Source organism: Nocardia sp. NPDC052316, assembly GCF_044547795.1.
In the GTDB taxonomy this organism is placed as follows: Bacteria; Actinomycetota; Actinomycetes; order Mycobacteriales; family Mycobacteriaceae; genus Nocardia.
Genome location: NZ_JBIUBB010000002.1, coordinates 451,642 through 476,035, shown reverse-complemented (window position 1 = coordinate 476,035; position 24,394 = coordinate 451,642). Strand labels below are relative to the sequence as shown.

Annotated in this window: 20 protein-coding genes; 10 read left to right on the top strand and 10 right to left on the bottom strand. The window is 68.0% G+C overall.

Translation table 11 applies throughout. From position 1 onward, the window contains the following. Positions 1-91: 91 nt before the first annotated feature. Positions 92-712, top strand: a complete 621-nt coding sequence (locus ACIHA7_RS09130) for a PepSY domain-containing protein (RefSeq protein ID WP_397287320.1) — start codon at positions 92-94, stop codon at positions 710-712. A gap of 8 nt (positions 713-720) precedes the next feature. Here ACIHA7_RS09130 and ACIHA7_RS09125 read toward each other — a convergent pair whose 3' ends face one another. Continuing rightward, on the bottom strand, positions 721-1,653 hold the full coding sequence (locus ACIHA7_RS09125; RefSeq protein ID WP_397287318.1) for an SMP-30/gluconolactonase/LRE family protein: 933 nt from the start codon (positions 1,651-1,653) through the stop codon (positions 721-723). On the opposite strand from ACIHA7_RS09125, the gene ACIHA7_RS09120 reads away from it, so the two are divergent. Continuing rightward, entirely contained in the window at positions 1,634-2,470 is an 837-nt protein-coding gene (locus ACIHA7_RS09120; RefSeq protein ID WP_397287316.1) for a LysR family transcriptional regulator, read from the top strand. The two genes, ACIHA7_RS09125 and ACIHA7_RS09120, sit on opposite strands and share 20 nt — an antisense overlap. A gap of 7 nt (positions 2,471-2,477) precedes the next feature. Here the strand turns inward: ACIHA7_RS09120 and ACIHA7_RS09115 are convergent, their stop codons facing one another. The 9 genes from ACIHA7_RS09115 to ACIHA7_RS09075 form a co-directional block, all read right to left on the bottom strand. Then, the gene (locus tag ACIHA7_RS09115; RefSeq protein WP_397287314.1) at positions 2,478-3,911 is read right to left on the bottom strand and encodes a CHAD domain-containing protein; all 1,434 of its coding nucleotides are present in this window, start codon (positions 3,909-3,911) and stop codon (positions 2,478-2,480) included. A gap of 81 nt (positions 3,912-3,992) precedes the next feature. Then, on the bottom strand, positions 3,993-5,708 hold the full coding sequence (locus ACIHA7_RS09110; protein ID WP_397287312.1) for a fatty acyl-AMP ligase: 1,716 nt from the start codon (positions 5,706-5,708) through the stop codon (positions 3,993-3,995). Then, positions 5,705-6,442 carry a 4'-phosphopantetheinyl transferase family protein gene (locus tag ACIHA7_RS09105; protein WP_397287310.1) on the bottom strand — a complete coding sequence of 246 codons (738 nt, stop codon included), beginning with the start codon at positions 6,440-6,442 and terminating at the stop codon, positions 5,705-5,707. Before ACIHA7_RS09105 ends, ACIHA7_RS09110 begins: the two co-directional genes overlap by 4 nt. Beyond that, a complete protein-coding gene (locus ACIHA7_RS09100) occupies positions 6,439-7,197 on the bottom strand; it encodes a thioesterase II family protein (protein ID WP_397287308.1) in 759 nt (252 codons plus the stop codon). The genes ACIHA7_RS09105 and ACIHA7_RS09100 overlap by 4 nt, the downstream gene beginning before the upstream one ends. After that, the gene (locus ACIHA7_RS09095) at positions 7,194-8,261 is read right to left on the bottom strand and encodes an HAD-IIIC family phosphatase (protein ID WP_397287306.1); all 1,068 of its coding nucleotides are present in this window, start codon (positions 8,259-8,261) and stop codon (positions 7,194-7,196) included. Before ACIHA7_RS09095 ends, ACIHA7_RS09100 begins: the two co-directional genes overlap by 4 nt. Positions 8,262-8,298: 37 nt before the next feature. Further along, the gene (locus ACIHA7_RS09090) at positions 8,299-9,453 is read right to left on the bottom strand and encodes an acyl-CoA dehydrogenase family protein (protein WP_397287304.1); all 1,155 of its coding nucleotides are present in this window, start codon (positions 9,451-9,453) and stop codon (positions 8,299-8,301) included. Then, positions 9,453-9,725 (bottom strand): acyl carrier protein, encoded by a 273-nt coding sequence (locus ACIHA7_RS09085; protein ID WP_397287302.1) that lies wholly within the window; start codon positions 9,723-9,725, stop codon positions 9,453-9,455. Before ACIHA7_RS09085 ends, ACIHA7_RS09090 begins: the two co-directional genes overlap by 1 nt. Before the next feature lie 44 nt (positions 9,726-9,769). After that, entirely contained in the window at positions 9,770-10,612 is an 843-nt protein-coding gene (locus ACIHA7_RS09080; RefSeq protein WP_397287300.1) for a 3-hydroxyacyl-CoA dehydrogenase family protein, read from the bottom strand. Next, the gene (locus tag ACIHA7_RS09075) at positions 10,609-15,495 is read right to left on the bottom strand and encodes an SDR family NAD(P)-dependent oxidoreductase (protein ID WP_397287298.1); all 4,887 of its coding nucleotides are present in this window, start codon (positions 15,493-15,495) and stop codon (positions 10,609-10,611) included. The genes ACIHA7_RS09080 and ACIHA7_RS09075 overlap by 4 nt, the downstream gene beginning before the upstream one ends. Before the next feature lie 397 nt (positions 15,496-15,892). On the opposite strand from ACIHA7_RS09075, the gene ACIHA7_RS09070 reads away from it, so the two are divergent. From ACIHA7_RS09070 to ACIHA7_RS09035, 8 genes are read left to right on the top strand one after another with little or no spacing between them, the layout of a single operon-like run. Beyond that, a complete protein-coding gene (locus ACIHA7_RS09070) occupies positions 15,893-17,227 on the top strand; it encodes a 4-hydroxyphenylacetate 3-hydroxylase N-terminal domain-containing protein (RefSeq protein ID WP_397287296.1) in 1,335 nt (444 codons plus the stop codon). 28 nt (positions 17,228-17,255) lie between these two features. Beyond that, positions 17,256-18,278 (top strand): methyltransferase, encoded by a 1,023-nt coding sequence (locus ACIHA7_RS09065; protein WP_397287294.1) that lies wholly within the window; start codon positions 17,256-17,258, stop codon positions 18,276-18,278. Next, positions 18,271-19,254 (top strand): arginase family protein, encoded by a 984-nt coding sequence (locus ACIHA7_RS09060; RefSeq protein WP_397287292.1) that lies wholly within the window; start codon positions 18,271-18,273, stop codon positions 19,252-19,254. Before ACIHA7_RS09065 ends, ACIHA7_RS09060 begins: the two co-directional genes overlap by 8 nt. Beyond that, positions 19,244-20,362, top strand: coding sequence for an aminotransferase class I/II-fold pyridoxal phosphate-dependent enzyme (locus ACIHA7_RS09055; protein WP_397287290.1), 1,119 nt, complete (start codon positions 19,244-19,246; stop codon positions 20,360-20,362). The genes ACIHA7_RS09060 and ACIHA7_RS09055 overlap by 11 nt, the downstream gene beginning before the upstream one ends. Further along, on the top strand, positions 20,346-21,491 hold the full coding sequence (locus tag ACIHA7_RS09050; protein ID WP_397287288.1) for an acetyl-CoA carboxylase biotin carboxylase subunit family protein: 1,146 nt from the start codon (positions 20,346-20,348) through the stop codon (positions 21,489-21,491). Before ACIHA7_RS09055 ends, ACIHA7_RS09050 begins: the two co-directional genes overlap by 17 nt. Continuing rightward, the gene (locus ACIHA7_RS09045) at positions 21,492-22,169 is read left to right on the top strand and encodes a GNAT family N-acetyltransferase (RefSeq protein WP_397287286.1); all 678 of its coding nucleotides are present in this window, start codon (positions 21,492-21,494) and stop codon (positions 22,167-22,169) included. It begins immediately after the preceding gene. After that, on the top strand, positions 22,150-23,436 hold the full coding sequence (locus ACIHA7_RS09040) for a cytochrome P450 (RefSeq protein WP_397287284.1): 1,287 nt from the start codon (positions 22,150-22,152) through the stop codon (positions 23,434-23,436). The genes ACIHA7_RS09045 and ACIHA7_RS09040 overlap by 20 nt, the downstream gene beginning before the upstream one ends. 38 nt (positions 23,437-23,474) lie before the next feature. After that, positions 23,475-24,389: an NAD(P)-dependent oxidoreductase gene (locus tag ACIHA7_RS09035; RefSeq protein ID WP_397287282.1), complete on the top strand. Its 915-nt coding sequence runs from the start codon at positions 23,475-23,477 to the stop codon at positions 24,387-24,389. The last annotated feature ends 5 nt before the right edge of the window (positions 24,390-24,394 follow it).

The window sequence follows — 24,394 nt, the reverse complement described above, 5'->3', positions numbered from 1 at the left end:
GCATACCCGGGGCATACCGGCCCTGTCGCGGCGTCGCCGACGATTGCTGCGCGCATTCCGAAGTTGGCTTGTTCGACAGAGAGGAATAGCGATGAAAGCGGTACTGATCACGCCGATGGTGGTTGCTGCGGCGATAGCAACGGCGTCGTGCGGAAACGACTCGGACCAGGACTCCGCCGACCCCACCACCGCGGTGTCGGTGATCGGCACGTCGGCGGCGACCGGCGCGCCGGACTCGGCCGAGGTCGACTTGGCGCACCACTCGTTCCCGGTGAGCCCCACCGACGCCCTCAACGCCGCCAAGAAGAACTTCGACGGCACACTGTCGAAGCTCGAACTGGAACGCGAGGGCGTCAACACCCGGAACACCTACGTGTACAAGGTGGAACTGCTGTCCGACACGGAGAAGTACACCGTTCAGCTGGCCGCCGATTCCGGCGCGGTCATCTCCGAGCACAAGGAGAACCTGGACGCGGACGAACGCGGCACCGAACGGACCCGCAAGGCGGTCGACTACGACAGGGCGGTGCCGCTGACCGACGCGATGGCCACCGCATCGAAGGCCCGCCCCGGCGCGATCGAGAAGTGGAAGATCGAGGGCAAGGACAACTCGGCACAGTACGAGTTCGACGTCCAGCAGGCCGGCGCCACCGACGACGACTACGAGGTGCAGGTCGACGCGTACTCCGGTCAGCTGAAGACGACCGGGTAGCGCGACCGCTAGGGATGGCCGACCGCGACGGCGGTGTACGGCGTGGTCGGCTCCGGTGGTGTGTCGAAGCGGGCGTTCGGCAGATAGAGGCGGTCGCCGAACGCGGCGACGGTGGAGGGCACGTCGAAGCGTGGGTCCGTCAGTCGCCGCTGGACCGTGCCGCTGGCCGCAGCCGGGTCGAGCTCGATGACTGCGATCGCGTTCTGCCTGTTCTGTACGACCAGCAGACTGTTGCCGCGCAGGAGCAGGCCGTCACCGTGCGGTACCGACTCGGCGCCGAGATCCACGCGCCGAGTGACACCGGTCGACGGGTCGACCCGGAAGAGGTGGCCGGTCACCGACTGCACGATGACCAAGGCCGTGCCGTCCGGGCTCCGCGCGATGCCGTTGGCATTGAACTCTCCTGGGACATAGGCGATGTCGCCGCTCAGCGGGACGCGCACCACCGCATCGGGCGACGGCAAGGCGCCGTCCTGGCCGATCGGCAGGTGGTACAGCACCGGCGCGCGCGAGTCGGTGAACCAAGCGCCCGCGGGCGTCAGCACCACGTCGTTGACGAACGTGTCCGGCGGCGTGCCGAAGCGGTAAGTCGCCAGCACCACACCGGTCGCGGCGTCCACGATGCGGGCGTCACCCGCGGTGCCGCCCGCGACGAACAGCCTGCCGCGGTCGTCGAGTCGGAGACCGAGGGCCTGCGTGCCCGGTCCCGGACTCAGTACGGCGCCCCGGCCGGTCACCAGGTCGGCGCGGTAGATGGCACCGTCTGCCATCGATCCGAGGTAGGCCACCGGCCACGTTCCGATCGCGATGCCCTCTGGGCGGAATCCCGCCGGTAAGTCGATCGTGGTGGGAAACAACGGTTCTCGGGCGGCCGCCTGATGCGTTGGGGCGAGCGCCCCGACGCAGGCCAGTGCTACCGCGATGCCGAGCATCCGCCTCATCTCAGAACCTCCTGCGGCGCTCAGCCACCAAATCGCCCGGCTCGAAAGGGAACTCGGTGCACGACTGTTCGAACGCACCAGCCGCCGGGTGCGGCTGACACCGGCCGGGGCGGCGTTCCTGCCCGCCGCCCGCCAATGCCTGGACGCCGCCGACCGCGCGGCCGCCGAGGTGGCCGCGGCCGTCGGCGAGATCCGCGGCAGGCTCGCCGTCGGTCTGATCCCCACCGTCACCGCGGTCGATATTCCCGAGGCTCTGCGGGAGTTCCGTGAGCGCTACCCGCACGTGCGCATCAGTCTCCGCGTCGGTGCCAGCGACGACCTGATCGATCAGGTCGAGCACGGCGCGCTCGACGTCGCCTTCCTCGGACTGCCGACCACCGCGCGCCCGCACGGCGTCGCCGTACACGAACTGGCTCGCGACCGCCTGGTTGCCGTCGTCGCCCCAGACCACCCACTCGCCACCGAATCCACCTCCGACCTGCGCAGACTCGCCGACGAAGTCTTCGTGGACCTGCCGGCGGGCACCGCGGGCCGCAGCCAATCCGACCAAGCCTTCGCCGCGGCCGGGCTCACCCGCGACGTCGCCTTCGAGGTGACCACGGCCGACTACATCGCCCGATTGGTGGCTCCCGGCCTGGCTATCGCCATGCTGCCCGCGGACTACGCGCCCCGCCTCGCCGGCGTCGTCACGATCGAAGTCATCGACGCGCCGACCCGAGTCGAATACGTCGTCTGGAACGCCGCCACCCGCGGTCCAGCCGCCAGCGCCTTCCTCGGCATCCTCGATATACCCACGTCCGCTCGCCGCGAGTCGTGAGGCACCACTACCGCGCTGCGGCTATTTCGGCGATCTTTTCTCGCGCGTCGGCCGCCGCGTGCTTCTCGTTGGCGTACAGCAGGCCGAAGGTGAAGCCGTTCTCGTCGGCCGCGGTGCCCGCCGCGGTCGCGGTGCGCCAGAGGAAGGCGGCGGAGACGACGCTGTCGTTGTGGTCGCCGAGCACGCGCTGGATTTGCTTGTAGTGCTTGATGTTCGACTTCGCCTCGGCGCGATCGCGGACCGGTTCGTGGAGTTCGGCGGCGTAGCGGGCACGTTTGGCGGCCTTGCGGGCGCGGTGCAGGGATTCGTCGCGTTGATCCTGGAGGGCGGTGGCGAGGCGCCGATCGGCTTTGCGGGCGGCGCGCTCGGCGCGGGCGACCAGCTTTCGCCCCTTGATCCGCGGCCCGAGCGGCGGAGCGGACTTCCATTCGCGCAGCGTCGCAAGGAGTTTCAGGTAGCGCGGGGAGTTCATGGCCGCGGCCAGTTCCTTGCGGCTGGTGAGCTGCTTGCTGAGCAGCGTGGTGTCGATGCGCGTGGCCACCGGGCCGAGCACGAGCTCGAGGGGGAGTTCGCTGATCTTGTCGGCGAGGTGGCGGCGTTGCACCTGGCAGTCGCGCACCTCGCCGAGCAGGCCTGCGAACCACTTCAGCTCATCCTCGATGTCGGCGATCGCCGAGCGGTCGAGCAGCTTGCCGAACACCCGCAGCGTGCTCCGCAGGCGTCGGGACGCGACCCTGGTGTCGTGGATCGGGTTCTCGCCGCGGCGCAGTGCGATGTCACCGGCGAAGATCGTGTCGATCTGGGCGGTCAGGTAGTCGTGGATCGCGCGTTCGGCGTCGGTGGTGACATCCGGGCGGGACCGCGCGGGCAGCACGCGAGACAGCTTGGACGGGTACGTCGACGGCCGCGCACCGGCCGCGACGAGTCGATCCACCAGAACTGTTGGGGTGGTGTCGGTTTGCGGTCCCAGTTCGATCTCGATCTCGCGCCATTCGCGGGAGTCGGCGTTCTGCTCGGCGGGTTTCGCGCGCACTGTGTCGTCATCGACCTCGACGATTAGTTCGCCGTCCGCGCCGACGACGCGGCGCCGTGTGCGCACGGTATGAATCGTGGTGACGGGGGCTAATTCTTTACCCAGTGCGACGCCGGTGACCAGCTCGCGGAGTTCCTGCGGCAGCTCGTCCGACAGCGGCGCGACCAGTTCGACCCGACCGTCGGCCTGCGGAACCTTCAGCTGCCAGCCGGACTCGTCGGCACCCGTGCGGCGGCGCAAGGTGACGTTCTGGGCGAGCAGGTCGTGGTCCGCGGTGTCGAGGTACGTGCTCGTCAGCTCGACCGTTGTTTTCTCGACCCGACCCTCGGGGACGAGATCATCGAGGATCGGCAGCGTGCAGGCTGGGTCGACGTCCCATTTACTTTCGCGTTCCAACTCGTCCTTCATCGGTACTGCGTTCCCTGTCCGGCACAGGTGAAACAACCGCGACCGGGGAACCCGCCGCTACGCATGGCAGCCGTGAACGGGTCAGGGCAGCACGGTCAGCGCGCCGTCTCGGTACTGCTCGCGGACGGCGTAGCGGCGGATCTTGCCGCTCGAGGTCAGCGGCACCGAGCCGGTCGTCACCAGCACCACATCGTTGAGCCGCAATCCGTGATGCTCACCGACCGCACGGCGCACGGCGGTGACGATCTCGGCCTTGGCGGTGGCGTCGGGATTCTCGCCCCGATTCACCTCCGCGACCACAACCAGGGCAGGTTCGTCGCTGTCGAGCACCTGGAACGCCACGCACCGATCGGGCCGCAGCGCCGGGTGCGAATACATCGCCGAGGCTTCGATATCGGACGGGTAGTGGTTGTACCCGTCCACGATGATGAGGTCCTTGCTGCGGCCGGTGACGTAGAGCTGACCCTCGTACACGAAGCCGAGATCACCCGTGCGCAGGAAGTGCCCGGTGCGACCGGTGACGGTGGCGGCGAAGGTGGCGGCCACCGCCTCCGGCGCATCCCAGTACCCCTTGCCGATGCTGTCGCCGCGCAGGCAGATCTCCCCGACCTGTCCTTCCGGCAGCGGCGTCAGCGTCTCGGTATCGGCGAGGACGAGTTCGTAGGCGTCGTTGAGCCGCCCACTGGCGACCAGTCGGCGGCCACCGCTGGACACCGGCTCCACCCGCCCCTTGGCGAGCGCGGTCGGGTCCACCTCGACGGTGGTGAGACCGCTACCGGCCGGGCCGCCGGTCACCAACAGCGTCGCCTCGGCCAGGCCGTAGCACGGGAACAGGCTGTGCGCGTCGAAGCCCGCCGCGCGGAAGTGGTCCGCGAACGTGGCCATGGTGTCCGCGCGCACCGGTTCGGCACCGCACAGCGCCACCCGCAGCGGTGACAGGTCGTAGTCGGCGACCCGCTCGGCGGGCACCCGCCGCACGGCGAGCCCGAAGGAGAAGTTGGGGGCGACGGTGTGGGTGGCCCCGAACCGGGACATCGCCGCTATCCAACGAGCGGGCCGCTGCACAAATGCCAAGGGCGACATGCTGATAACGGTCGAGCCGCTGTACACCGGATAGGTGACCATGCTGAGCAGGCCCATGTCGTGGAAGGTCGGCAACCAGGCCACCCCGACACCGGCGCCGATCTCGTCGGTGACCAGCCGCAGGTTGGCCAGGACGTTGCGGTGCGTGAGCACGACCCCCTTCGGTTCGCCGGTCGATCCGGACGAATACTGCAGGTGCGCAACGCTGTCCGCGGTGACGCCCGGATCGCGGTACCCGTCCGCCGCGGCGAGATCGATGCGATCGGTGACCACTGTGCGCAGTCCCGCGAAGCCGTCGGCCCCGGCCAGCACCGGGGTGAGCAGCGGCTCGATCTCAGCGCCGGTGAGCAGCAGTCGCGCACCGGAATTGGCGGTGATGGAGGCCAGTCGCGCCAGGCTGTCCGCCAGCTTGTTCGGCTGCGGCGGCGCCACCGGCACCGCGATGACACCCGCGTAGAGGCATCCGTAGTACGCGACAACGAATTCCAGGCCAGGGGCGTAGAGCAGCAGCGCCCGCTCCCCCGGCTGCGTGATCCCCGCCAGATGCGCGGCGACGGCACGGGCGCCGCGGTCGAGCTCCGGCAATGTCAGTGTCGCGGTGACCTCGTCACCGTCGCCGAGATGATGGAAACGCACCTCGTCCGGCGTGGCGGCGGCCCGCATGGTCAGCAGCTCGACGAGGGTGGCCGGTTCGACCGGGGAATTGATGGTCATGCTTGCACTCCTGAGGTACGGCGACGGAGATTCGCTGCGACACAGATAGATTCGGCCGGGCGCAGCGTGAAACGAGGGTGCGGGCGGTCGCCGACGAAGGCGCCGGCATGCCACGAGTTCAGGCCGAAATGCTGGACGTAGGCCGTCGGCAGGTCTCCGTCGACCGCCGCGATCACCGCGCGTCCGCGGGCATCGGCGCGCAACTCGACCGCGTCGGGCGACACGGTCAGGCCGCTACCCAGCCACTTCAGGTAGCTCTCTTTAGCAACCCAGTGGTGCAGAAATCGCCGTCGATCGGTGCCTACCCTGGCGGCTTCGCGCGCGGTGAGCACCCGCGGCGCCAGGCCGTCCAGGTCGAAATCGGTGTCGACCGACTCGACATCGACGCCGATCGAGCCCGACCCGGCAACGGCGACGACAGCGAGCCCGTGGGTGTGCGTGAGATTGAATGCCGTTGCACTGTCGGCCAACTCCGGCTTGCCGTGGCGCCCGGTAGTGAAGACCACGTCCTCGGGGAGACGGCCCGTATAGGCCGAAAGCACCCGCCGCAACGCGGCCCTGGTACGAATGAAGTCGGCCGTGAACTCGGCGGTGTCGAACCGGGTGCTGCGCACGAACTCCGCGGCGGACAACACCCGGCGATCCTCGGCTGCATACTCCCCCGTCAGCCGCACCCACCACAGTTCGACCTCGTCGGACGCGATCGCCCGCCGCAGCGCGGTGCCGCCGATCATGGCGACCCCACCACGCAGTCCCGGACGTGGCGCAGTGTGGCGTCGCGGTGCGATATCGGGAAGAAGTGCCCGCCCGGCACCATCCGGATATCGACCCCGGCCGAGCCGCACTCGTGCCACTGTTCGAGCTCGGTCGCGTTCACGTGCGGATCGGCGCTGCCGCTCAGCACGGTGATCGGGATATCGAGCGGCGGGTCCGGCCGATACACATACGTCTGGTCGACCCCCAGATCCGCCCGCGTCAGCGTGAGGACCGACTGCCGCAGCTGTTCGTCGGCGAGCACCTCCGCCGGGGTGCCGCCGAGCATCCGCACGATGTCCAGCAGCATCTCGTCCGAGGCGAAACGGATCCACGGCAGGCGCGAAGGATGCTGCGGCCCACGGCGTCCCGATACGATGAGCCGCGCCGGACGCGGCCCCGCGCCGGCACAGAGCCGACGCGCCAGTTCATAGGCGATAAGCGCGCCCAGGCTGTGCCCGAACAACACGAACGGTGCCCGCCACGCACCATCCATCGCCGCGAGCAGGTCGTCCAGCAGCGGGGTCAGGTGCTCGAAAGGCTCGTCCCGCATGCGCATTTCGCGCCCTGGCGGCTGCAGCGGCACCACGTCGATGTCCGGGTGCAGCTGTTTGCGCCACGGCAGATAGGTGGAGGCCCCCGCCCCGGCGTGCGGCAGGCAGTACAGGGTCGTCGCCGCGCCGCCGATCGGCGGGTACGGCATCCATTTGCGGGTATCGATGGTGGGAGCGTTCATAGTCGGGCCGCCGTGCCTGCCGTCTCGACCGTCAGATAATCCGGCGGGGGCGGCGGCGGTGCCGTCGAAGCACCCAGCAACGTGACGCCGTCCTCCTCGCCGATCTCCTCGAAATTGGCGAATCGGTAAGTGATGTACATGATTCGGTTCCGATCGGTCGGCACATACTCCGCGACCAGCCGCGCCCCCTCGGCCTGGGCCAGGCGCACCACATGGTTGAGCAGCACCGTCCCGACGCCACGGGAGATCACCCGGCACGACATGAGCAGCAGCTTCAGCCGCCACTGCGCCGCGCCGCGCGCCACCAGCGCGAGACCGATCTGCCCGTAGGTGCCGTACTTGTCTTCCAGCTCGGCCATCAACAGCAGGTGGTCGTCGGATTCGGCAAGGGCGGCAAGTTCTTCCGCCGAGTACATGATTCCGGTCGAGTTCAGCTGATTGGTCCGGACGACGAGCTCCTCGGCCCGGCCGATGTCGGTGGCGCGGGCCGGACTGATCGCGAAACGCATACCGAGCGTGGCGAGGAACTGCTCATTGGTGCCGGAGAACCGCTCCTCCGCCGTGGTGCGTTCGATGCTCGCACGGTACATGTGGCGGCGCATCCGCGAGTCGGCGCTCACCTGCTTCGGCTGGAACTCCGGCCGGTCCACCAGCGACACGGCGTCCACGGCATCGATGCAGAGCACCTCGGGATGGGCGAACCGGACCTCATCGCGCTCGAGCTCTTGATCGTCGACGAAGGCGAGCGTGTCGATTCCGATATTGAGCCGCTCGGCGATCGCCGCGACCGAGGCGGACTTGTTGTCCCACCCGATCTGCGGGTACAGGAAATACTCGGCGATCCCCAGCTCGGCGAGCTTGGCCAGCGCGATCTCCGGATCGTTGCGGCTGGCGACCGAATGCAGGATCCCGCGTTCGTCCAGCGTGGCAATGGTTTCCCGGATCCCCGGCTTGAGATCGGCGACCGTGGCGTTCTCCAGCAGGACACCGTCCCACAGGGTGTGGTCGAGATCCCAGACCACGCACTTGATCTGACGGGGACGCTTACCGACGTCGGAGTTCATCGAATTTCCCTAGCCTCTGCGCAGTTCCGGTCGTGCCTCAGTCGATGGGGATGACGCGCGCCTGATTTCGGCACGCGTCGGCGGCGATGAGTATGTGTTGCATCTGCGTGCTGCCCTCGATGATCTCCATGACCTTGGCATCGCGCAGGTAGCGGCCGACCGGATATTCGTCGGTACAGCCACGCGCACCGTGCAGTTGGACCGCGTCGTTGGCCGCGGCCGCCGCCGCGGTGGCCGCGAACTGTTTGGCGATGCAGGTCGCCATGATGGTGTCGGGGCTGCCGGTGTCCTTCAGCCGCGCGGCCTGCCAGACCAGCAGCCGGGCCGCCCGGGTGTTGGTGGCGATGGTGGCGATCATCTGCTGCACGAGTTGGTGTTCGCGCAGCAGCGCGCCGCCCTGGTGGCGGGTATTGGCGTAACTCACGCAGGCGTTCAGGCACGCCTGCAGGATGCCGACGCAGCCCGCGGCGACACTGAACCGCCCGATATCGAGCACGCCGGTCGCGATGGCCAAGCCCATGCCCTCGGGCCCGATGAGCGCATCGGCGCCGACTTCGCAGTTGTCGAAGACGATCTCGGCGACCTGGCTGCCGCGGGTTCCGGTGATGTCGCGCACCGGGATTCGGCTGATACCGGGGTTGGCCGCCGGTATCAGGAAGGCGGCCGGACCCACCGCGGTGCGCGCGAAGACCAGCAGCACGTCGGCGAGCTGGCCGCCGGTGACCCAGAGCTTGTGGCCGTCGAGCACCCACCCGTCGTCGGTGCGCCGGGCCGAGGCCTGCAGCGCGGCGAAGTCGCTGCCCGCTTCCGGCTCGGTGAGGCAGAACGCGCCCAGTGCGTTACCGGCGACCAGGTCGGCCTTCCACCTGTCCTTCGCGGCCTCGGCCCCCCACCGATCCAGTGCGTACAGCGCCATCGAGTGCACGGTCAGCAGGCTGCGCATGGACGAACAGCCGCGGCCTACCTCCTCGTGCACTTCGGCGAGGGTGGTCATGCCGGCACCGGTGCCGCCGTCGGCCGCCGACAGCACCGCTCCCCACAGACCCCGCGCGGCGAACTCGGCGATGACGCTCGGGTCGATCCTGGCCGTCTGATCGAACTCGGCGGCCCGCGGTGCGACCACCTTGTCCACGAACGCGGCGAGCTCCGCCCGCGACCACGCGCCGACGCCGGCCTGCGCCTGCACCGACATCACGCCACCTCGGTGGCCGCGCCACCGCCGTTTCGGCCGTCGAGCCTGCCGACCAGGTCGGTCATCACGTTCACCGTGCGGAAGTTGTCCAGCATCAGCTCGTCGTTGGGGATGCGGTCGCCGAGGTGCTGCTCGATGAACATGACCAGTTCCATCGCGAAAAGCGAGTTGACGAAGCCGCTTTCGAAGATGTCGTGATCGTCTTCGAGCCGGCCGTCGGGGAATCGCTTGGCGACGAATTCACGGATTTCGGAACGGGCATCGGAGAACATAACTGCGTCCTGTCGGTAACGGGGGCAAAGGTTCGGCGCCTCTCTCACGAGTACGAGAAGAAGCCCTGACCGGTTTTCCGGCCGTGCAGTCCGGCGTCGACCATCTTGCGGAGCAGCGGGCACGGCCGATACTTGCTGTCTCCGTAGAACTCCTGCAGACCCTCGATGCTGTACAGGATGGTGTCGAGCCCGATGAGGTCCGCGGTCTCCAGCGGACCCGACGCGTGCCCGAAGCAGGACCGGAAGATCTCGTCGACCTCGGCCGCCCCCGCCACACCGTCCTGGAGCAAGAAGATCGCCTCGTTGACCATGAGCATCAGCACCCGATTGGAGACGAAGCCCGGCATGTCGTTCACGACGATGCCCCGCTTCGCCATGCCGTCGAGCAGCTCCATCGCGGTGGCGATGGTGGCCTCGGAGGTGTGCCACCCGCGGATCACCTCGACGGTGGACTTCATCGGCACCGGGTTCATGAAGTGCATGCCGAGCACCCGATCGGGGCGGTTGGTGGCCCCGGCGATCTTGGTGATCGGAATGCACGACGTGTTGGCCGCGAAAACCGTTTCGGGCGGGCAGATCTCGTCCAGTCGCGGATAGATCTCGGCCTTGAGCGCCCAGTTCTCGGTGATGTTCTCGATGACGAACTCCGCGGCGCCGAGGTCGCCGATCTCGGTCGTGTAGCTCACCCGCTGGGTCAGGTCACCGTACTTCTCGGTGTCGTGGCCGAACAGGCGCCCGGTGCGGGCGTACCGGACCACCTCGTCCGCCGCCCGGTCCAGCTGGGCCTGGGCGCGGTCGACCAGCACCACGGAGTATCCATGCGCCGCAAGGGCTTGCGCGAGGCCCGAACCCATCACACCGGCCCCGACGACTCCGACGAGTTTCATGTCCGTGACTTCCTTTCGGGCGCGGTCGCCGTGTGTAGGTATTCGGCCATGTCGGCGATCGTCGGCGCCTCGAACAACGCCACGGTCGGGATGACCGCGCGGAACTGTTTCTTGATCGCGTTGATCAGTTGCAGACCGACCAGCGAGTTGCCGCCGGACTCGAAGAAGTTCTCGTGCAGGCCGACCTGCTCGACGCCGAGTGCCTCCTGCCAGAGCTCCGCGAGGCGGGCCTGGTATTCCTCGATGGTGCGGCCGGGCGGTGTCGTGATCGGCTCCACCGAGCCCGGTTCCCGTGTCGTCGCCGACTCGGCGATCGGGTCGTTGCCGCCGACCCAGGCCGCGATGCGCTCGGGCAACTGCCCGGCGGAGACGACCGCGCGGCGCGGGCCGCCCGTAATGAGCCGGTCCAACACGGCGAGCGCGTCTGCGGCGGCGAACGCGTATTTGTCGAGTGAGTCTGCGACACCATGGTTTTCGCCGGAATGGACCGTGTCCTGCCAGGTGTCCCAGCACGCCGAACGCCACGCGGAGCCACCGGGCAGGCCGCGCAGCGCGACGAACTGATCCTGGAACGCGTTGGCGGCGGCGTACGCGGTGAAACCGATGCCGCCGAGGACCGCCGACATCGAGGACAGCAGAACCACGAAGTCGGGGCGCTCGCCGCGCAGTGCGTCGGCCAGCGCCAGCGTGCCGTCGACCTTGGCGCGGAAGTGGGCGCTGCTCACCTCCGGCGAGGTGTCCTCGATGGTGGTGAACGCGTCGGGCGACAGCACGCCAGCGGCGTGGATCACGCCGTCGATCGCGCCGAACCGGTTGCGGGCCTCGGTGATTGCCGCGGCAGTGGCGGCACGGTCACCGATGTCGCAGGTCAATACTTGTACCTCGGCACCGGCGTCGGACAGCGCGCGAACCGCGGTCGCCCGGGAGCGCGACTTCTGGTCGGCCCGCGCAACGGATTCCGCGTTGTCCAGGTCCGGCAGCGGCGTTCTGGCCAGCAGCACGAGTTTGATCCCTGCTGCCGCGGCGGCCAGGTGCGCCGCCGCTCGCAGGCCGATGCTTCCCGTCCCGCCGGTGATCACATAGACACCGCCGTCGCGCACATAAGGCGCGGGTGCGTCGAGGGTGAGTGGCCTGAAGCGTTTCACCAAGCGGCGTCTGCCGCGCCGGGCGATCACGGGATCGTTTCCCGGCCAATGCATCTCGGTGAGCACGGCGGCGGTGAGCTCGTCCCACGAGCCGTCCGCATCGTCGACGGGGGTGACCACATCGAATGTGCGTACCGCCAGGCCCGGATATTCCTGGCTCGTCGTCGACGCCGGGCCTGCCACCGTGGTCTTTCCGGGATGCAGGTCGTCGTCGGGATCGACCGACTGGGCGTGGTCGGTGACCACCAGCACGCGGCAGCCGTCGAGGCAGCGGCGTCCCAGTTGTCCGGCGAGTGCGAGCAGGCTGTCGTATCCGAGTCGGCGATGCGCGCTCAAGACGGCGGCGTGTGCTGGGTCGCCGCTCTTTCCGTTCAACGACCACAGGTGCACTACGGTGCGCGGCAACAGGTTTCGTTCTTCGAGTGCCGTGACCAGTTCGGCGTAGTCCGCCCGCTCGTCGGGCCGGACGCGGTATTCGTCGGCGGCGGTCGCCGCGAATCCGGTTCCTGGCGTGACGGTTACCCAGTCGGCACCGTCCAACGCCTTCGCCAGATACCCGGCCAGCTCGGCGCTGCAGGTTTCGGGGTCGGTGAAGACCAGATAGGGCCCGTACCGGTCCGCGGCACCCGTCGGGGGCACGGCAACCCACTGGGGTTCGAAGACCTCCGTGGCCGCCGCATCAGTCGCCGGGACAGCCGGTGCCGGGACAGCATTGTGCGGCGTCGCGGGCCAAAACTGTTCGTGCTGAAACGAATACGTCGGCAGCGAGAGCGTCGTACCGTTCGATCCGGCGCGGGTCCAGTCCACATCCACTCCGGCGGCCCACAGCCTGCCGAGCGTGCGGGCGACGATCATCTGGTCCGGGTCGCGCACCGACGAGCCCCGCAGCGTGGGCAGCGCCGCGGCGCCACCGGTCTGCATCAGCGTTTGACTGGCCAGGCTGGCGAGGTGACCGGCGCCGAGGTCGACAAGCACGCACGGGCCCGAGCCCGCCAGGGTGTCCACGCCGTCGGCGAACGAGACCGTCGCGCACATGTGCTCGGCCCAGTACCGCGGGTCGCGTGCCTGGTCGTCGCTGATCCAGCCGCCGGTCAGGTTGGACACGAACGGGATGCGCGGGGCGCGCAGCTCGACGCCGTCGAACAGCTCGATCAGCCGCTCGCGCACGGGATTCAACAGGTGCGAATGCATGGCCCGGGTGGTCGGCACCCGGCGCGCGGCGATCTCGGCGGCTTCCAGGCGTTGTTCGAGCTCGGCGACGGCGGCTTCGGTGCCTGCGACCACCACGGTGGTGGGGCTGTTGACCGCGGCGCAGGACAGGTCGGGGCCGAGGTACTCGGCGATGCGGTCTTGCGAGGTCGCCACGGTGAGCATGGCACCGGGTGCGGCGGCCGCGACGAGCTGGGCGCGCCGCACCACCAGTGGCAGCGCGGTCTCGACGTCGAAAACGCCCGCGAGGCAGGCGGCGGAGTACTCGCCGAGGCTGTAGCCGAGCAGGCCGCTCGGTTCGATGCCGTAGCTGTGCCACAGGCGCGCTGCCGCGTAGTTCAACGCGAAGATGGCCGCGTGCGCCAGGTCGATACGGGTCACCAGCTCGCCGGGGCCTGCGCCGGCGTCCCGCCGTAGCGCGGCGAACGGGTCCGCCGCCGCCGGTGCCGACGCCGGGTACAACGCGGTACGCAGGTCCATGCCCAGCGATTCGGCCGCCACCTCGGCACAGTGGTCGATCGCGTCCCGGAATACCGGTTCCCCTCGGTAGAGATCACGTCCCATGCCGGGGAACTGATCCCCGGTGCCCGGCAAGACGAATCGTACGGTCGTCCGCCTGCCGGACGGTGCCGTCTGCACCGGCACCCGGCGGCCGACCTCGTCGAGGGCCTCGGCGGCGTCGAGCAGCATGCGGAAGGCGACGGCCGTGCGGCACGGCATGGGGCTGCGGCCGGTCTGCAGGGTGGTGGCCACGGCCGCCGGCGCGAGCCTCGGGTTGCTGCGCAGGTGCTCCGCTATCGCGTGTGCGGTGGCGGTCAGTGTCTCGGGCGAGCGCCCGGACAGCGGCAGGATGTGCCAGCGCTGCTCGTCGGCGCGTTCCTGCTCGACGGTGGCGACCGGCGGGGCGGCAACGACCACGTGGGCATTGGTGCCCGACCAGCCGAACGAACTGATCCCGGCGGTCGGCGTGCGCGTGTCCCCGTGTGGCCAGCGAATGTTCTCGTGCGGCAGGCGAACCGGGCTCGCGGCCCAGTCGATCGCCGGATTCGGCTGCCGCAGATGCAGATTCCGCGGAATGGTGCGCCGGTTTAGCGCCAGCACCGTTTTGATCAAGCCGGCGATCCCGGCCGCGCCGGTCAGATGACCGATATTGGTCTTCACCGCGCCCACATACAGTGGCCGGTCGTCCGGCCGGGCGGAACCGAAAACCTCGGTGAGCGCGCCGATCTCGATCGCGTCGCCGAGCTGGGTCCCTGAGCCGTGTGCCTCGACGTAGTCGATGCTGTCGGCGCTGATTCCGGCGCTCCGCTGCGCGGCACGGACGACCGCGACCTGCGCCGCGCGATTGGGCGCGGTCAGTCCGTTGCTCATGCCGTCCTGGTTGACCGCCGATCCGCGCACCACCGCGAGCACCTGATGGCCGCGGGCGCGGGCATCGGCGAGCCGTTCGACGACGACGGCGCCACACCCCTCGCCGAGCAGGAACCCATCGGCCGCGGCGTCGAAGGTTTTGCAGCGGCCGTCGGCGGCGAGCATCCGCATCTTGCAGGCCTGGAGGAAAGTGTCGGCGTGCACGGTGGCGCTGACGCCCGCGACCACCGCGCGATCGCACTCGCCGTTGCGAATGCTGTTGACCGCCAAGTGCAATGCGACCAGTGACGACGAGCATGCCGTGTCGACAACCAAACTCGGCCCGTGCAGATCGAGCAGGTAGGACAGTCGACCGGCCATCACGCTGGACGCGCTGCCCAGGCCGAGATACGGGTCGTCGAGTTCGGCCCGACCGCCGTGGTCGATCAGCACATTGCCGTAGCGACTGTCCGCCATCATGCCGACGAACACGCCGGTGCGCGTACCCCGGAGCTGGTCGACGGGGATGGCCGCGTCCTCGAACGCCGCCCACACGGTCTCCAGCAGCATCCGCTGTTGCGGGTCCATCCGCAGGGCCTCGCGGGGCGAGATGCCGAAGAACCGGGCGTCGAAGCCGGCCAGGTCGTCCACGAAGGCGCCGCGCGTCGTGTAAGCCGTGCCGGGAGCGTACGGATCGGGGTCGTAGTAGCGCTGCGCATCCCAGCGCTGCGGCGGCACGTCGGTGGCGGTGTCGATACCGTCGACCAGGTTGCGCCAGAACAACTGTGGTGAGTTCGCGCCACCAGGGAATCGGCAGGCCATGCCGGCGATACACACCGTGCCATCCGCGGCAGCGGGCTCCCCGTCGCCCGGTATGTCCGATTCGCCGGTCGCCGCGACACTGCCGGATTCGGTGGTCGCGCCGATCAATGCCGCGCTCAATGTTTCCAGCGTCGGTTGTTCGTACAGCAGGGTCTCGGGGAGTTTGCACCCGAGCCATTCCTCCAGTTCACCGGAGAGGCCGACCGCGTCCGACGAGGTCAAGCCGTAGGCGGCGAAAGTGGTGGTTCGGTCGATCGCCCGCGGATCGGCTCCGATGATCTGGCCGATCTTCGCTGCCACCCATTCCTCGATCGCCGTTCGATCGAAGGCACCGGACCCGACCCGATTCTTCTCCACCAATACCGCCCTTCGGACATCGGGGCCATGGCCTGAATTGTTCGAATTCGTAAAGAGCTTTCACCCAATACCCGACACAGGGAGAGCTCAGCCCCCGCTTGCCCCGAATCTAGCACCGGCACCACCCCCTCGCAACGCTGTTTCCAGCATACTTCCACCACCGGACGCAGAGATGCGAGACCATTGCGGCACAGGCTGTTTCGTACCCGGCCAGGCTTCATTCTCGTCAACTGCACAGAATCCGCAACCCCCCGAAAAGGGGGCTTTCGGCGAATTCGAAACCCCCCGATCGGGGGGTTTACATATTGCCTGATCAATGCCGATAAGAACGCGGCGTTGCACATTTGATGAGAAGTCATGAAATGGTACGATGTGAGAAGCGTCACAGGTGCATCAAATGGTTACACAACGACCGGTCGACTATCTTGAAGTGCGGGGGCAGGCCACGGGTTGTCCGCCTTGTGAACGGTGGGGCTGTGCATTAGATCTAAGGCAAGGACGTCCATTGGAAACTCAGCAGATCAGCCGCTCGGCCGATAATCATTCGGTCGCTTTCGCGGACCGGATGAGCACTCCATTCGCTAAAACCCTGGACGGCCTGCGCACCAATCCCGAATTGAAATTATTCTGGGACTGCATTTGGACGCCGCCGGAAACCCGCGAACAGTTTCTGGAGTACACCGGGCAGTTGCGCCGGTTCGCGACGCACAGCGGCGGTCTGCTCGGGCGCAGCCCCGACTTCCTGGCAGGCATCGTGTCCGCCTGGGCCGCCAACGCGGACCACTTCGGCGACGGCGCCGAGCAGCTACGCGAGTTCCACCGGCAGTGCCGGGCCGAGAATTCGATTCTCACGCATGCGATCTCCGACATCTCCGAGCGCGGGCGGATCGCCGAGGACCGGCTGCTCAAGGTGGTGGCCCGCGACGCCGACGGCATCTACCTGAGCGGCTTCAAACAGCTGGCCACCCTGGCGCTGTACGCCGACGTGCTGCTGATCTACCCCTACCGCATGCTCACCCAGGCCGAGGACTACACGGCACTGTGCGTCGCGATCGCACCGGAAAGCGACGGCGTGACAGTGCACTCCAGGGCCGGTTTCCGTGCCGCACACGAGCTTGCGGACGAATCCATCGACGCGCTCGACGAACAAGACGCGATCATCGAGCTGGACCACGCCTTCGTGCCCAACTCCCATGTGTTCATCGATGGTTCGGTGGCACAGTGCAATACGTTGCGCGCCAAGACCGGCATGACCCACCCCGCCTGGATCCAGGCGCTCGGGCGGATGGCGGCCAAGGCCGAGATGTATCACACGCTGGCGGAGCGGGTGCTCGACGGCGGCCAGACCTCCGTCAAAGAACCCGGCGTGATCCTGGCGAAGCTGCGCCGTTTCGCCGCGAGCACCCAGCGTGATTTCACCGCCGCGCTCGAGTCGGCGGCCTTCGACGAACGCTACGGCTTCTGGGCCGCCGACCGCACCATGCTGCTGCAGGGCATCGGTAATTTCACCGAGCGCATCGAGGGCGCGTCGGCCCTGCTCGCGCAGATCGCCGGACTCGATCTCATCTGCCCCAAACCAGGCAGAACCACCCAGCACGGCCTGATCCCCGCCGCGCCACAGCTGTCCGACTGGACGTTGTTCACGAACCTTTCCTCGGGGGCGTACGGCTATCGGCAGAACAAATACGAGCTTGCTTTCGTCGGCGATCCGGATCGGCTCGCCGCTGGCTGACAGGCGGAGAAAGTCCCGAAAGAGAGGTATGAACACCATGCTTACCCGGAACCGCCTGATCGAAGCGCTGGAGCCGTTCAGCGGATACGTGCAGTCGGCAGTGCTGTACAACTTGATCGAGCACGGCATCCTGGAACAAATTGTGGTCAATGGAATTTCGGCCCGCAAGGCGCTGGAGTCGGTCATCACCACACCCGAGCGCGTCGAGGCCATCGAACTGTTCCTGCGCACGGCGGGCTACACCGACAACGACCGGGCCACCGACAAGCTCGTGCGGATCTGGGAAGCGCGCGGCTGGTACCAGATGATGATCGGCGGCTACGGCCGCACCTTCCTGGAGATCGGGCAGGGCTTCACCTCGCCCGCCGCGGTACCGCGCGACGGCCGCATGGTCGGCGTCGGCAGCTGCGCGATCAGTGTGCACGACGCCATTCCGCTCATGTACCGGGTACTCGACCAGCGCGGCAAGAGCTATCGCAGCGGCATCGATCTCGGGTGTGGCAGCGGCATCTTCCTGACCACCCTGGCCGACAAGTACCCGCAGATGCGGCTCACCGGCATCGAGCCGAGCCCCGAGGGCGCTGCGGCCGCGACAGAGTTCGTGGCCGGGTCCGCGCACGCCGACCGGATCGACATCGTCAACGCGGACGCGATCGGCCATCTCGAGCAGACCGAATCGCACTACGACTTCGGCATCATCAGCTTCGTCATCCACGAAATCCTGGGGCAGGACGGCGAAGCGGGGGTGCGCAAGTTCCTCCGGACGCTGTTCGACAACAACCCCGGCCTCGAACTCCTGGTCATCGACATCGATTACTGCTGGGACGATGCGGAGAAGATGAAGGACCCGCACCGCACCAACTATTACAACCACTATTTCCTGCTGCACCCGTTCACCGACCAGCGCCTGGCACCCAAGCAGTACTGGACGGACCTGTACGCCAGCGAGGGTCTCGAGGTGGTCGTGGCGGATGTCGACACCCCCGGCCTCGACGAAACCGGGATCGTGACCGCAATGCTGTTGCGGTCCAAGGAAACCAAGCATGACTGATTACACCGACAGCCAGGCGGTCTGCCGGCTGAGTTCGGGACCGCGGACCTTCTTCCGGCTCCCCTACCGACCGGTGCGGGAGCTGACCGAGCAGGACGGTGTCGACGCCGTCATTCTCGGCGTGCCGATCGACGGCGCCACCGGCTATCGCAGCGGCGCGCGCTTCGGCCCCGAGGCCGTTCGCTCGGCGAGCACGCTCGCCCGGCTCGGCAGCCGGGAACGCGGGCTGGTCATCACCGATCTGCTCAGTGTCGTCGACGGCGGCGACGTGCACATCGTGCCCGGCTACCACCTGCACACGCTCGAGCTGATCGAGAAGAGCGTCGACGCCGTGCACGGTATCGGCGCGCTGCCGATCCTCGTCGGCGGCGACCACAGCCTGGCGATCGCCGAATTGCGCGCGGCCGCAAAGAAACACGGGCCGCTCTCGCTCGTGCAGCTGGACGCGCACCGGGACGTGCTCGACGACTACTTCGGGGTCAAGCACTTTCACGGCACCGTATACCGCAGGGCGGCCGAAGAGGGTTTGATCGATCCGACGACCAGCATCCAGATCGGCATGCGCGGCAGCGTGCCCCGCGAAGACCTGGCCGACGACGGGCTCGGCTTCACCGTGATCCACAGCGACGACGCGATCGAGCTCGGCTGCCGGGAACTCGGCCGGATCGTCCGCGACAAGGTCGGTGCCAATCCGGTCGCGCTGACCTTCGATATCGACTTCGTCGATCCCTCGTGCGCGCCGGGTACCGGAACGCCGGAGGTGGGCGGACCCTCCTCGGCCTTCGCGCTGCGGCTGCTGCGCGAACTCGAGCTGCCGAATATCCGCACCGTGTCGCTGGTCGAGATCTCGCCGCCGTACGACACCGCCGATATCACCGCGCACCTCGGTGTCGCGGTGATCTTCGAAATCATGACCCTCGCCGCTGCCGCCCGGCGGACCACGACGCAACAGGATGGTCGTCTGCATGCCCGATAACATCACCGACCTGGAAGTCAGGGCGCTCGTCGACGGTGTCAACCTCTCCGATGGACACCCGCGAATGTCGCTGTCGCCCAGTCAAACCGAGATCGTCGCCGGCTTCGCGGAGATCTTCGCGCAAACCCGCAAGCTGCCGGTCGACGTGGTGGAGAAGAGTTCGCGCAACGCGTTCCTGTCCTCGATCGGCCAGCACGGCGCGCTCGCCGACGACGTCGACTTCCGCAGCTGCTACTCCTCCTCGACCGCCATCGACATGATCGGCAAGGCGATCCGCCTCGCCGACCGGCAGGTGGTGATGGTCGAGCCGACGTTCGACAATCTGCACGACCTGCTGGCCGGCCACGGGTTGAACATTCGATCGGTCGCCGAATCCGAGTTGGCCACCGGGCCACTGGAGAACCTGCCGCCGGCCCACGGGGTGCTGTTCACCGTCTCGCCGAACAACCCGACCGGCACCGTGATCGACGCGGACCGGCTGCACCGAATCGCCGCGGCCTGCGCCGAGCGCGACACCGTGCTCGTCATCGACTCCTGTTTCCGGGCGCAGGATCTGCGGGCGCAGTACGACATGTACGCCGTGCTCGCGCGCTACGACCTCGACTGGGTGATCATCGAGGACACCGGAAAGCTCTGGCCCCTACAGGAATTGAAGGCAGGCTTCCTGAACTGGAACGTCGGCAATCCGCTCCCCCTGGCCCGGATGTACTCCGATCACATGCTTTCGGCGTCGCCGTTCATCCTGCGCGTGATCGAACTGTTCGCCGACGACGGCGTGCACGGCGGCTACGACCTACTGCGCGACGGCATCCAGAGCAATCGGACCCTGGCGCGCAACAACATCAAGCTGACCCCGGCCTACCCGGACTCCCGGATCTCGGTCGATACCTTCCGGCTTCCCGAGGGCGTCGCGGCCAAGGCGTTGTACGCTGAGCTGGGCGAGGTCGGCGTGCACGTGCTGCCCGGCGAGTTGTTCTATTGGGCGCAGCCGCACCTCGGCACCGATCTGATCCGTATATCGCTGGCGCGCGATCCGGACTCCGTCGTCACCGGCTGCCAGCGCGTCGACCAGCACCTCGAGGCTTGGAGGCGTGTTGTCATCAGGTGATCGCGCAACGGTGGTGTTGTTGCAGGCGAAGCAGTCGCTCGGCAGTGTCGGATTGACCGAATTCGTTTCCGCCGTCACGGCGGCCGGCGCCGACCTGCGGATACTCCGGACCGGGGAGGTGCCCCTCGTCCGCGATGCGGATGTGGCGCTGGCAGGGCTCGGCGAGGAGCGCATCGCCGAGATCGACCAGTGGCGGTCGCTGATCCCCGCCGGGACCACCGCCATCGTCACCAACGACGAGTACCTGCTCGGTCTGGCCGCGCAGCTGTGCGCTGAGTTCGGCCTGAGCTCCCCGATTCCCGTCGACTCCCTGGAGAACTACCGGCACAAGGGAGTCATGCGCCGGACGTTGGAGGCCGCGGGCATCCCGGTCCCGGAGACACTGATCGTGACGGGCGGCAACGTCGAAAAGGCAGGCGGCTGCACCGGATTCGACGACGACGAGCTGGTCATCGTCAAACCTGCCGCGGAGGCGAACCTGCGCGGGATCCGGATCGAACGGTTCGACACCGTCGACACCGCCGCCCTCGGCGACGGCACGGTCGAACGGCTGCTCGAAGGCCCGCAGTTCCACTCCGAGGTGCTCATCGCGAACGGCACTGTGACACATCTTTTTTCGGGCCTCTACATCCGTTCGCTGCTCGACCTCACCAAGGGCGGTCCCTCGGGCTCCGCGCGCGTCGCCCCGGCAACGGAGGTGCGGCTGGCCGAGCTCGCCGTGCGGACGTGCACGGCCCTCGGCCTCGACGGGACCTTCACCGCCCATGTGGAGTATCTGTCCAGCGGTGACACTTTCGACGACGTCGTGGTCAGCGAGGTGTGTGCGCGCGCGTCCGGCGGCGAGGTCCCGTTCCAATCCAGGGTGATCACCGGCGTCGATCTGGAGCTGCTCAACCTGCGGATCCAGGCCGGGCTCGACTGGTCCGAGCCGAAGGTGGATCCCGAAATCTCGGGCGGGTGGCTGTGGCACGTCGGCCGCCCGGTCGCCGGGGCCGATCGCATCGAACACCTCGCCGTCGAGGCGACCTTCGATCGGATCACCCTCGGCGGCCGGGCCCGGCTCACCGGCCGCACCGAAGCCGTGCTTGCCGCACTCGAACTGCTGGCGGTCGCGAACGAGGTGCAATGAGTGGCGAGTAAGCGACAGCCCATCGATCGGTCCCGGCGCTACGGGAAACCGCTGACCGACTTCGCCTTTCAGCAGTGGCGGGTGCCGAAGCTCCCGCCGCCGTGGGAGCTCACGCCGGTCTCCCCCGCCACCGCCGCGGAGATCGATCAGGTGGTGCACTGGATGGCGCAGCCACACGTGCAGTTCGCGATGCACAAGGACTGGGACCGCGAAGGCTGGCAGGCCGAGATCGAGTTCCAGTTCTCCGACAACAAGACTCGGCCCTTCCTCGTCGGACAGAACGGGCAGCGCGGCGGCTACGTCGAGCTGTATCGCGTCGCGCTCGACGTGGTCGCCGACTACTACGACACGCCGGACCGCGACATGGGCATGCACGGCTGCATCGGCGAACCCGACTATTTCGGCTACGCCCTGCCGTTCTGGGTCGCGCTGATCGCCGGTGTCTTCGAGACCTATCCGGACTGCACCGGCGTGATCTCGGACCCGACCGCCTCCAACCAACTCGTCCGCACGCTGGACCGGAATGTGTGCAAGATCGTGGACGGTCACGAACTCGGTGAGGTGGATCTACCGCACAAGCAGGCCGCGCTGTTCCGCTTCGAACGCGAAAACTTCTACGCCGCAATGAAACGCCAAGGGGGTGTCGACGTTGTCCTCCGTGAGCTCGGTGGTCACTGATCCGATTCGCTGGTTCCTGCTACACGGTCCGCTGCGGCTGCTGCCCGACTCGATGCTCGGTGACGAGAACGACGTCGGCAGGCTCTTTCTCCGGCCACCGGAGAAGGGTGACCCTTACCGGGCGATCCTGACCAAGATCGGCGCGGACGCGGGCGTGCACGACAGCGCCGCCGGACTGGTGGTGACCGGTTACGAGGAGAGCGAAGAAATCCTGCGGAGCAACGACTGGTCCGCCGACCAGCCCGTCGCGCTGCCGCCGACCGCCGGGTTCTACCGGTGGCTGACCCGGCGTTCGGTGCCGATCGCCCTCGACGCCCCCGCCCTGGTCTTCATGGATCCGCCCGAGCACACCCGGTTGCGGAAACTGGTCTTCCCGATGTTCACCCATCGGGCGGTGACCGGCTCGATCGACGTCATCACCGAGCACACCGAGACGGTGCTCGCCGAACTCGACGGCCGCGACCACATCGACCTGGTCGCCGATTTCGCCCGCAAGATCCCCATCCGCGTCATCTCCGACTTCCTCGGCATCCCCGATCTCGGCGACGACATGCTCGACTCGCTCGGCGGGCACGGGGCCAAACTGCTCGACGTCGGCATCACCTTTCCGGAGTACCGGCGCGGCATGACCGAGGCGCGCAAGTTCACCGCCTTCGTCGCGGACTGCACGAAAAATCCCGATCAGCTCCAGGACGGCTTCCTGAAGGACTGCGTGCGCATGCATCTCGCGGACGAACTCACCTTCGGGGAGATGCTCACCCTGGTTGGCTTCGTCTTCGCGGCCGGCTTCGAAACCACCGTCAGCTTCATTGCGAACTCCATCGTCACCGTGCTGGAACACGGCCTCGGCGCCGACGTGCTCGCCGACGGCCGGCTCACCGACCCGTGGTTCGAGGAGCTGCTGCGCTACGACTCCCCCATCCAGCTGACCCACCGCACCGCGCGGGTGGAGACCAAGATCGGCGATCGCGTCGTCACTCCCGGCACCGGGGCGCTGATCTGGGTCGGCGCGGTCAACTACGACACCCGCGCCTACCCGAACCCGGGCAGGCTCGACGTGGCCAATGTCGCCACCAGGACGAGCATGAGCTTCTCCACCGGCGTGCACCGGTGCCTCGGGGCCTCGCTGGCGAAGGTCCAGGGGCAGGTGGCGGTCGGCAGCTTCCTGTCCGCCTACCCGAACGCCAGACTGCTACCGGGCTGCCGCTGGCGGGATTCCATTGTCCTACACGGACATATCCGGGCTCCGCTGGCGTTGACCAGCTGATGCGCGCCGTCACCGTCGACCCGTCGACGCTCTACTGCATGGGGACCTCGACCGATCCGGTCACCGTGGCCGGTGCGTTGCGGGCCCACCCGGTGCGGGTCGAGCCGGTGGCGCCGGGCACCCCGCTCGGGCACCGGATGCTCGCCCTCGCGGCGCACGACCTCACCGCCGACGAGCTCGCCGAAACCTCCGCCATGACCCGGGGTTCCTGGGTGCACCTGGTGTCGTCCGGGCCGAACTACCCGCACATCCCCACGCTCGCGCGCAACAACCTGGTGACCAGAAGCGCCAGGGCGTACGCGCCGTCGCTGGCGGAGTACGTCATCACCCAGCACGTCCTGCACAGCGCCAAGGACCCGATCGACGACGCGCCCAAGCCTTTTCACCGGCGCAACGCCCTCGTGGTCGGCTACGGCGCGTTCGGCCGCACCATCGCCGAGACGCTGGCCGGGCTCGGCGCCAGGGTGACCGTTGTCCGGCCGCGCTGCCGGACCGCGCATCCGTTCGGCAGCGTGGCGGCCACCCCGCTCGAACATCTACCGAACAGATTCGCGCATCTGATGGTCATCGCGCTGCCCGGCATACCGGAGGTGGTGAACTTCGTCGACGACGCGCTGCTGCGCAGGCTGCGCCTCGACGGACATCTGATCAACCCGGCGCGCTCGTCCCCGGTCGACGGCGACGCGCTGCTGCGCTGGCTCGCCGACGGCACCGGCCGGCTCACCAGCGATGTCGAGACCGATGACCGGGCCGAGGTTTTGCGGCCCTGGATCGACAAGGGCCGCGTCACGCTGACGCCGCACACCGCGTGGCGGCCATGGGACGGCGATCCGCTGTATCACCGGGACTGGGCGGCGATCTACGCCACCGGAACCTTCGATCGATCGACAATGAGGCAGCAGTCGCTGCGCATCGACCCGCAGCAGATCGCCGTGGACTACCTCATTCCATGACCACT

Coding starts and splice junctions, on each gene's coding strand:
- ACIHA7_RS09085 (WP_397287302.1), bottom strand. CDS start 9,725: ATGTTCTCCGATGCCCGTTCCGAAATCCGTGAATTCGTCGCCAAGCGA.
- ACIHA7_RS09130 (WP_397287320.1), top strand. CDS start 92: ATGAAAGCGGTACTGATCACGCCGATGGTGGTTGCTGCGGCGATAGCA.
- ACIHA7_RS09060 (WP_397287292.1), top strand. CDS start 18,271: ATGACTGATTACACCGACAGCCAGGCGGTCTGCCGGCTGAGTTCGGGA.
- ACIHA7_RS09090 (WP_397287304.1), bottom strand. CDS start 9,453: ATGTCGGTGCAGGCGCAGGCCGGCGTCGGCGCGTGGTCGCGGGCGGAG.
- ACIHA7_RS09115 (WP_397287314.1), bottom strand. CDS start 3,911: ATGAAGGACGAGTTGGAACGCGAAAGTAAATGGGACGTCGACCCAGCC.
- ACIHA7_RS09065 (WP_397287294.1), top strand. CDS start 17,256: ATGAACACCATGCTTACCCGGAACCGCCTGATCGAAGCGCTGGAGCCG.
- ACIHA7_RS09035 (WP_397287282.1), top strand. CDS start 23,475: ATGGGGACCTCGACCGATCCGGTCACCGTGGCCGGTGCGTTGCGGGCC.
- ACIHA7_RS09055 (WP_397287290.1), top strand. CDS start 19,244: ATGCCCGATAACATCACCGACCTGGAAGTCAGGGCGCTCGTCGACGGT.
- ACIHA7_RS09125 (WP_397287318.1), bottom strand. CDS start 1,653: ATGAGGCGGATGCTCGGCATCGCGGTAGCACTGGCCTGCGTCGGGGCG.
- ACIHA7_RS09080 (WP_397287300.1), bottom strand. CDS start 10,612: ATGAAACTCGTCGGAGTCGTCGGGGCCGGTGTGATGGGTTCGGGCCTC.
- ACIHA7_RS09095 (WP_397287306.1), bottom strand. CDS start 8,261: ATGAACTCCGACGTCGGTAAGCGTCCCCGTCAGATCAAGTGCGTGGTC.
- ACIHA7_RS09120 (WP_397287316.1), top strand. CDS start 1,634: ATGCCGAGCATCCGCCTCATCTCAGAACCTCCTGCGGCGCTCAGCCAC.
- ACIHA7_RS09100 (WP_397287308.1), bottom strand. CDS start 7,197: ATGAACGCTCCCACCATCGATACCCGCAAATGGATGCCGTACCCGCCG.
- ACIHA7_RS09110 (WP_397287312.1), bottom strand. CDS start 5,708: ATGACCATCAATTCCCCGGTCGAACCGGCCACCCTCGTCGAGCTGCTG.
- ACIHA7_RS09105 (WP_397287310.1), bottom strand. CDS start 6,442: ATGATCGGCGGCACCGCGCTGCGGCGGGCGATCGCGTCCGACGAGGTC.
- ACIHA7_RS09070 (WP_397287296.1), top strand. CDS start 15,893: ATGGTTACACAACGACCGGTCGACTATCTTGAAGTGCGGGGGCAGGCC.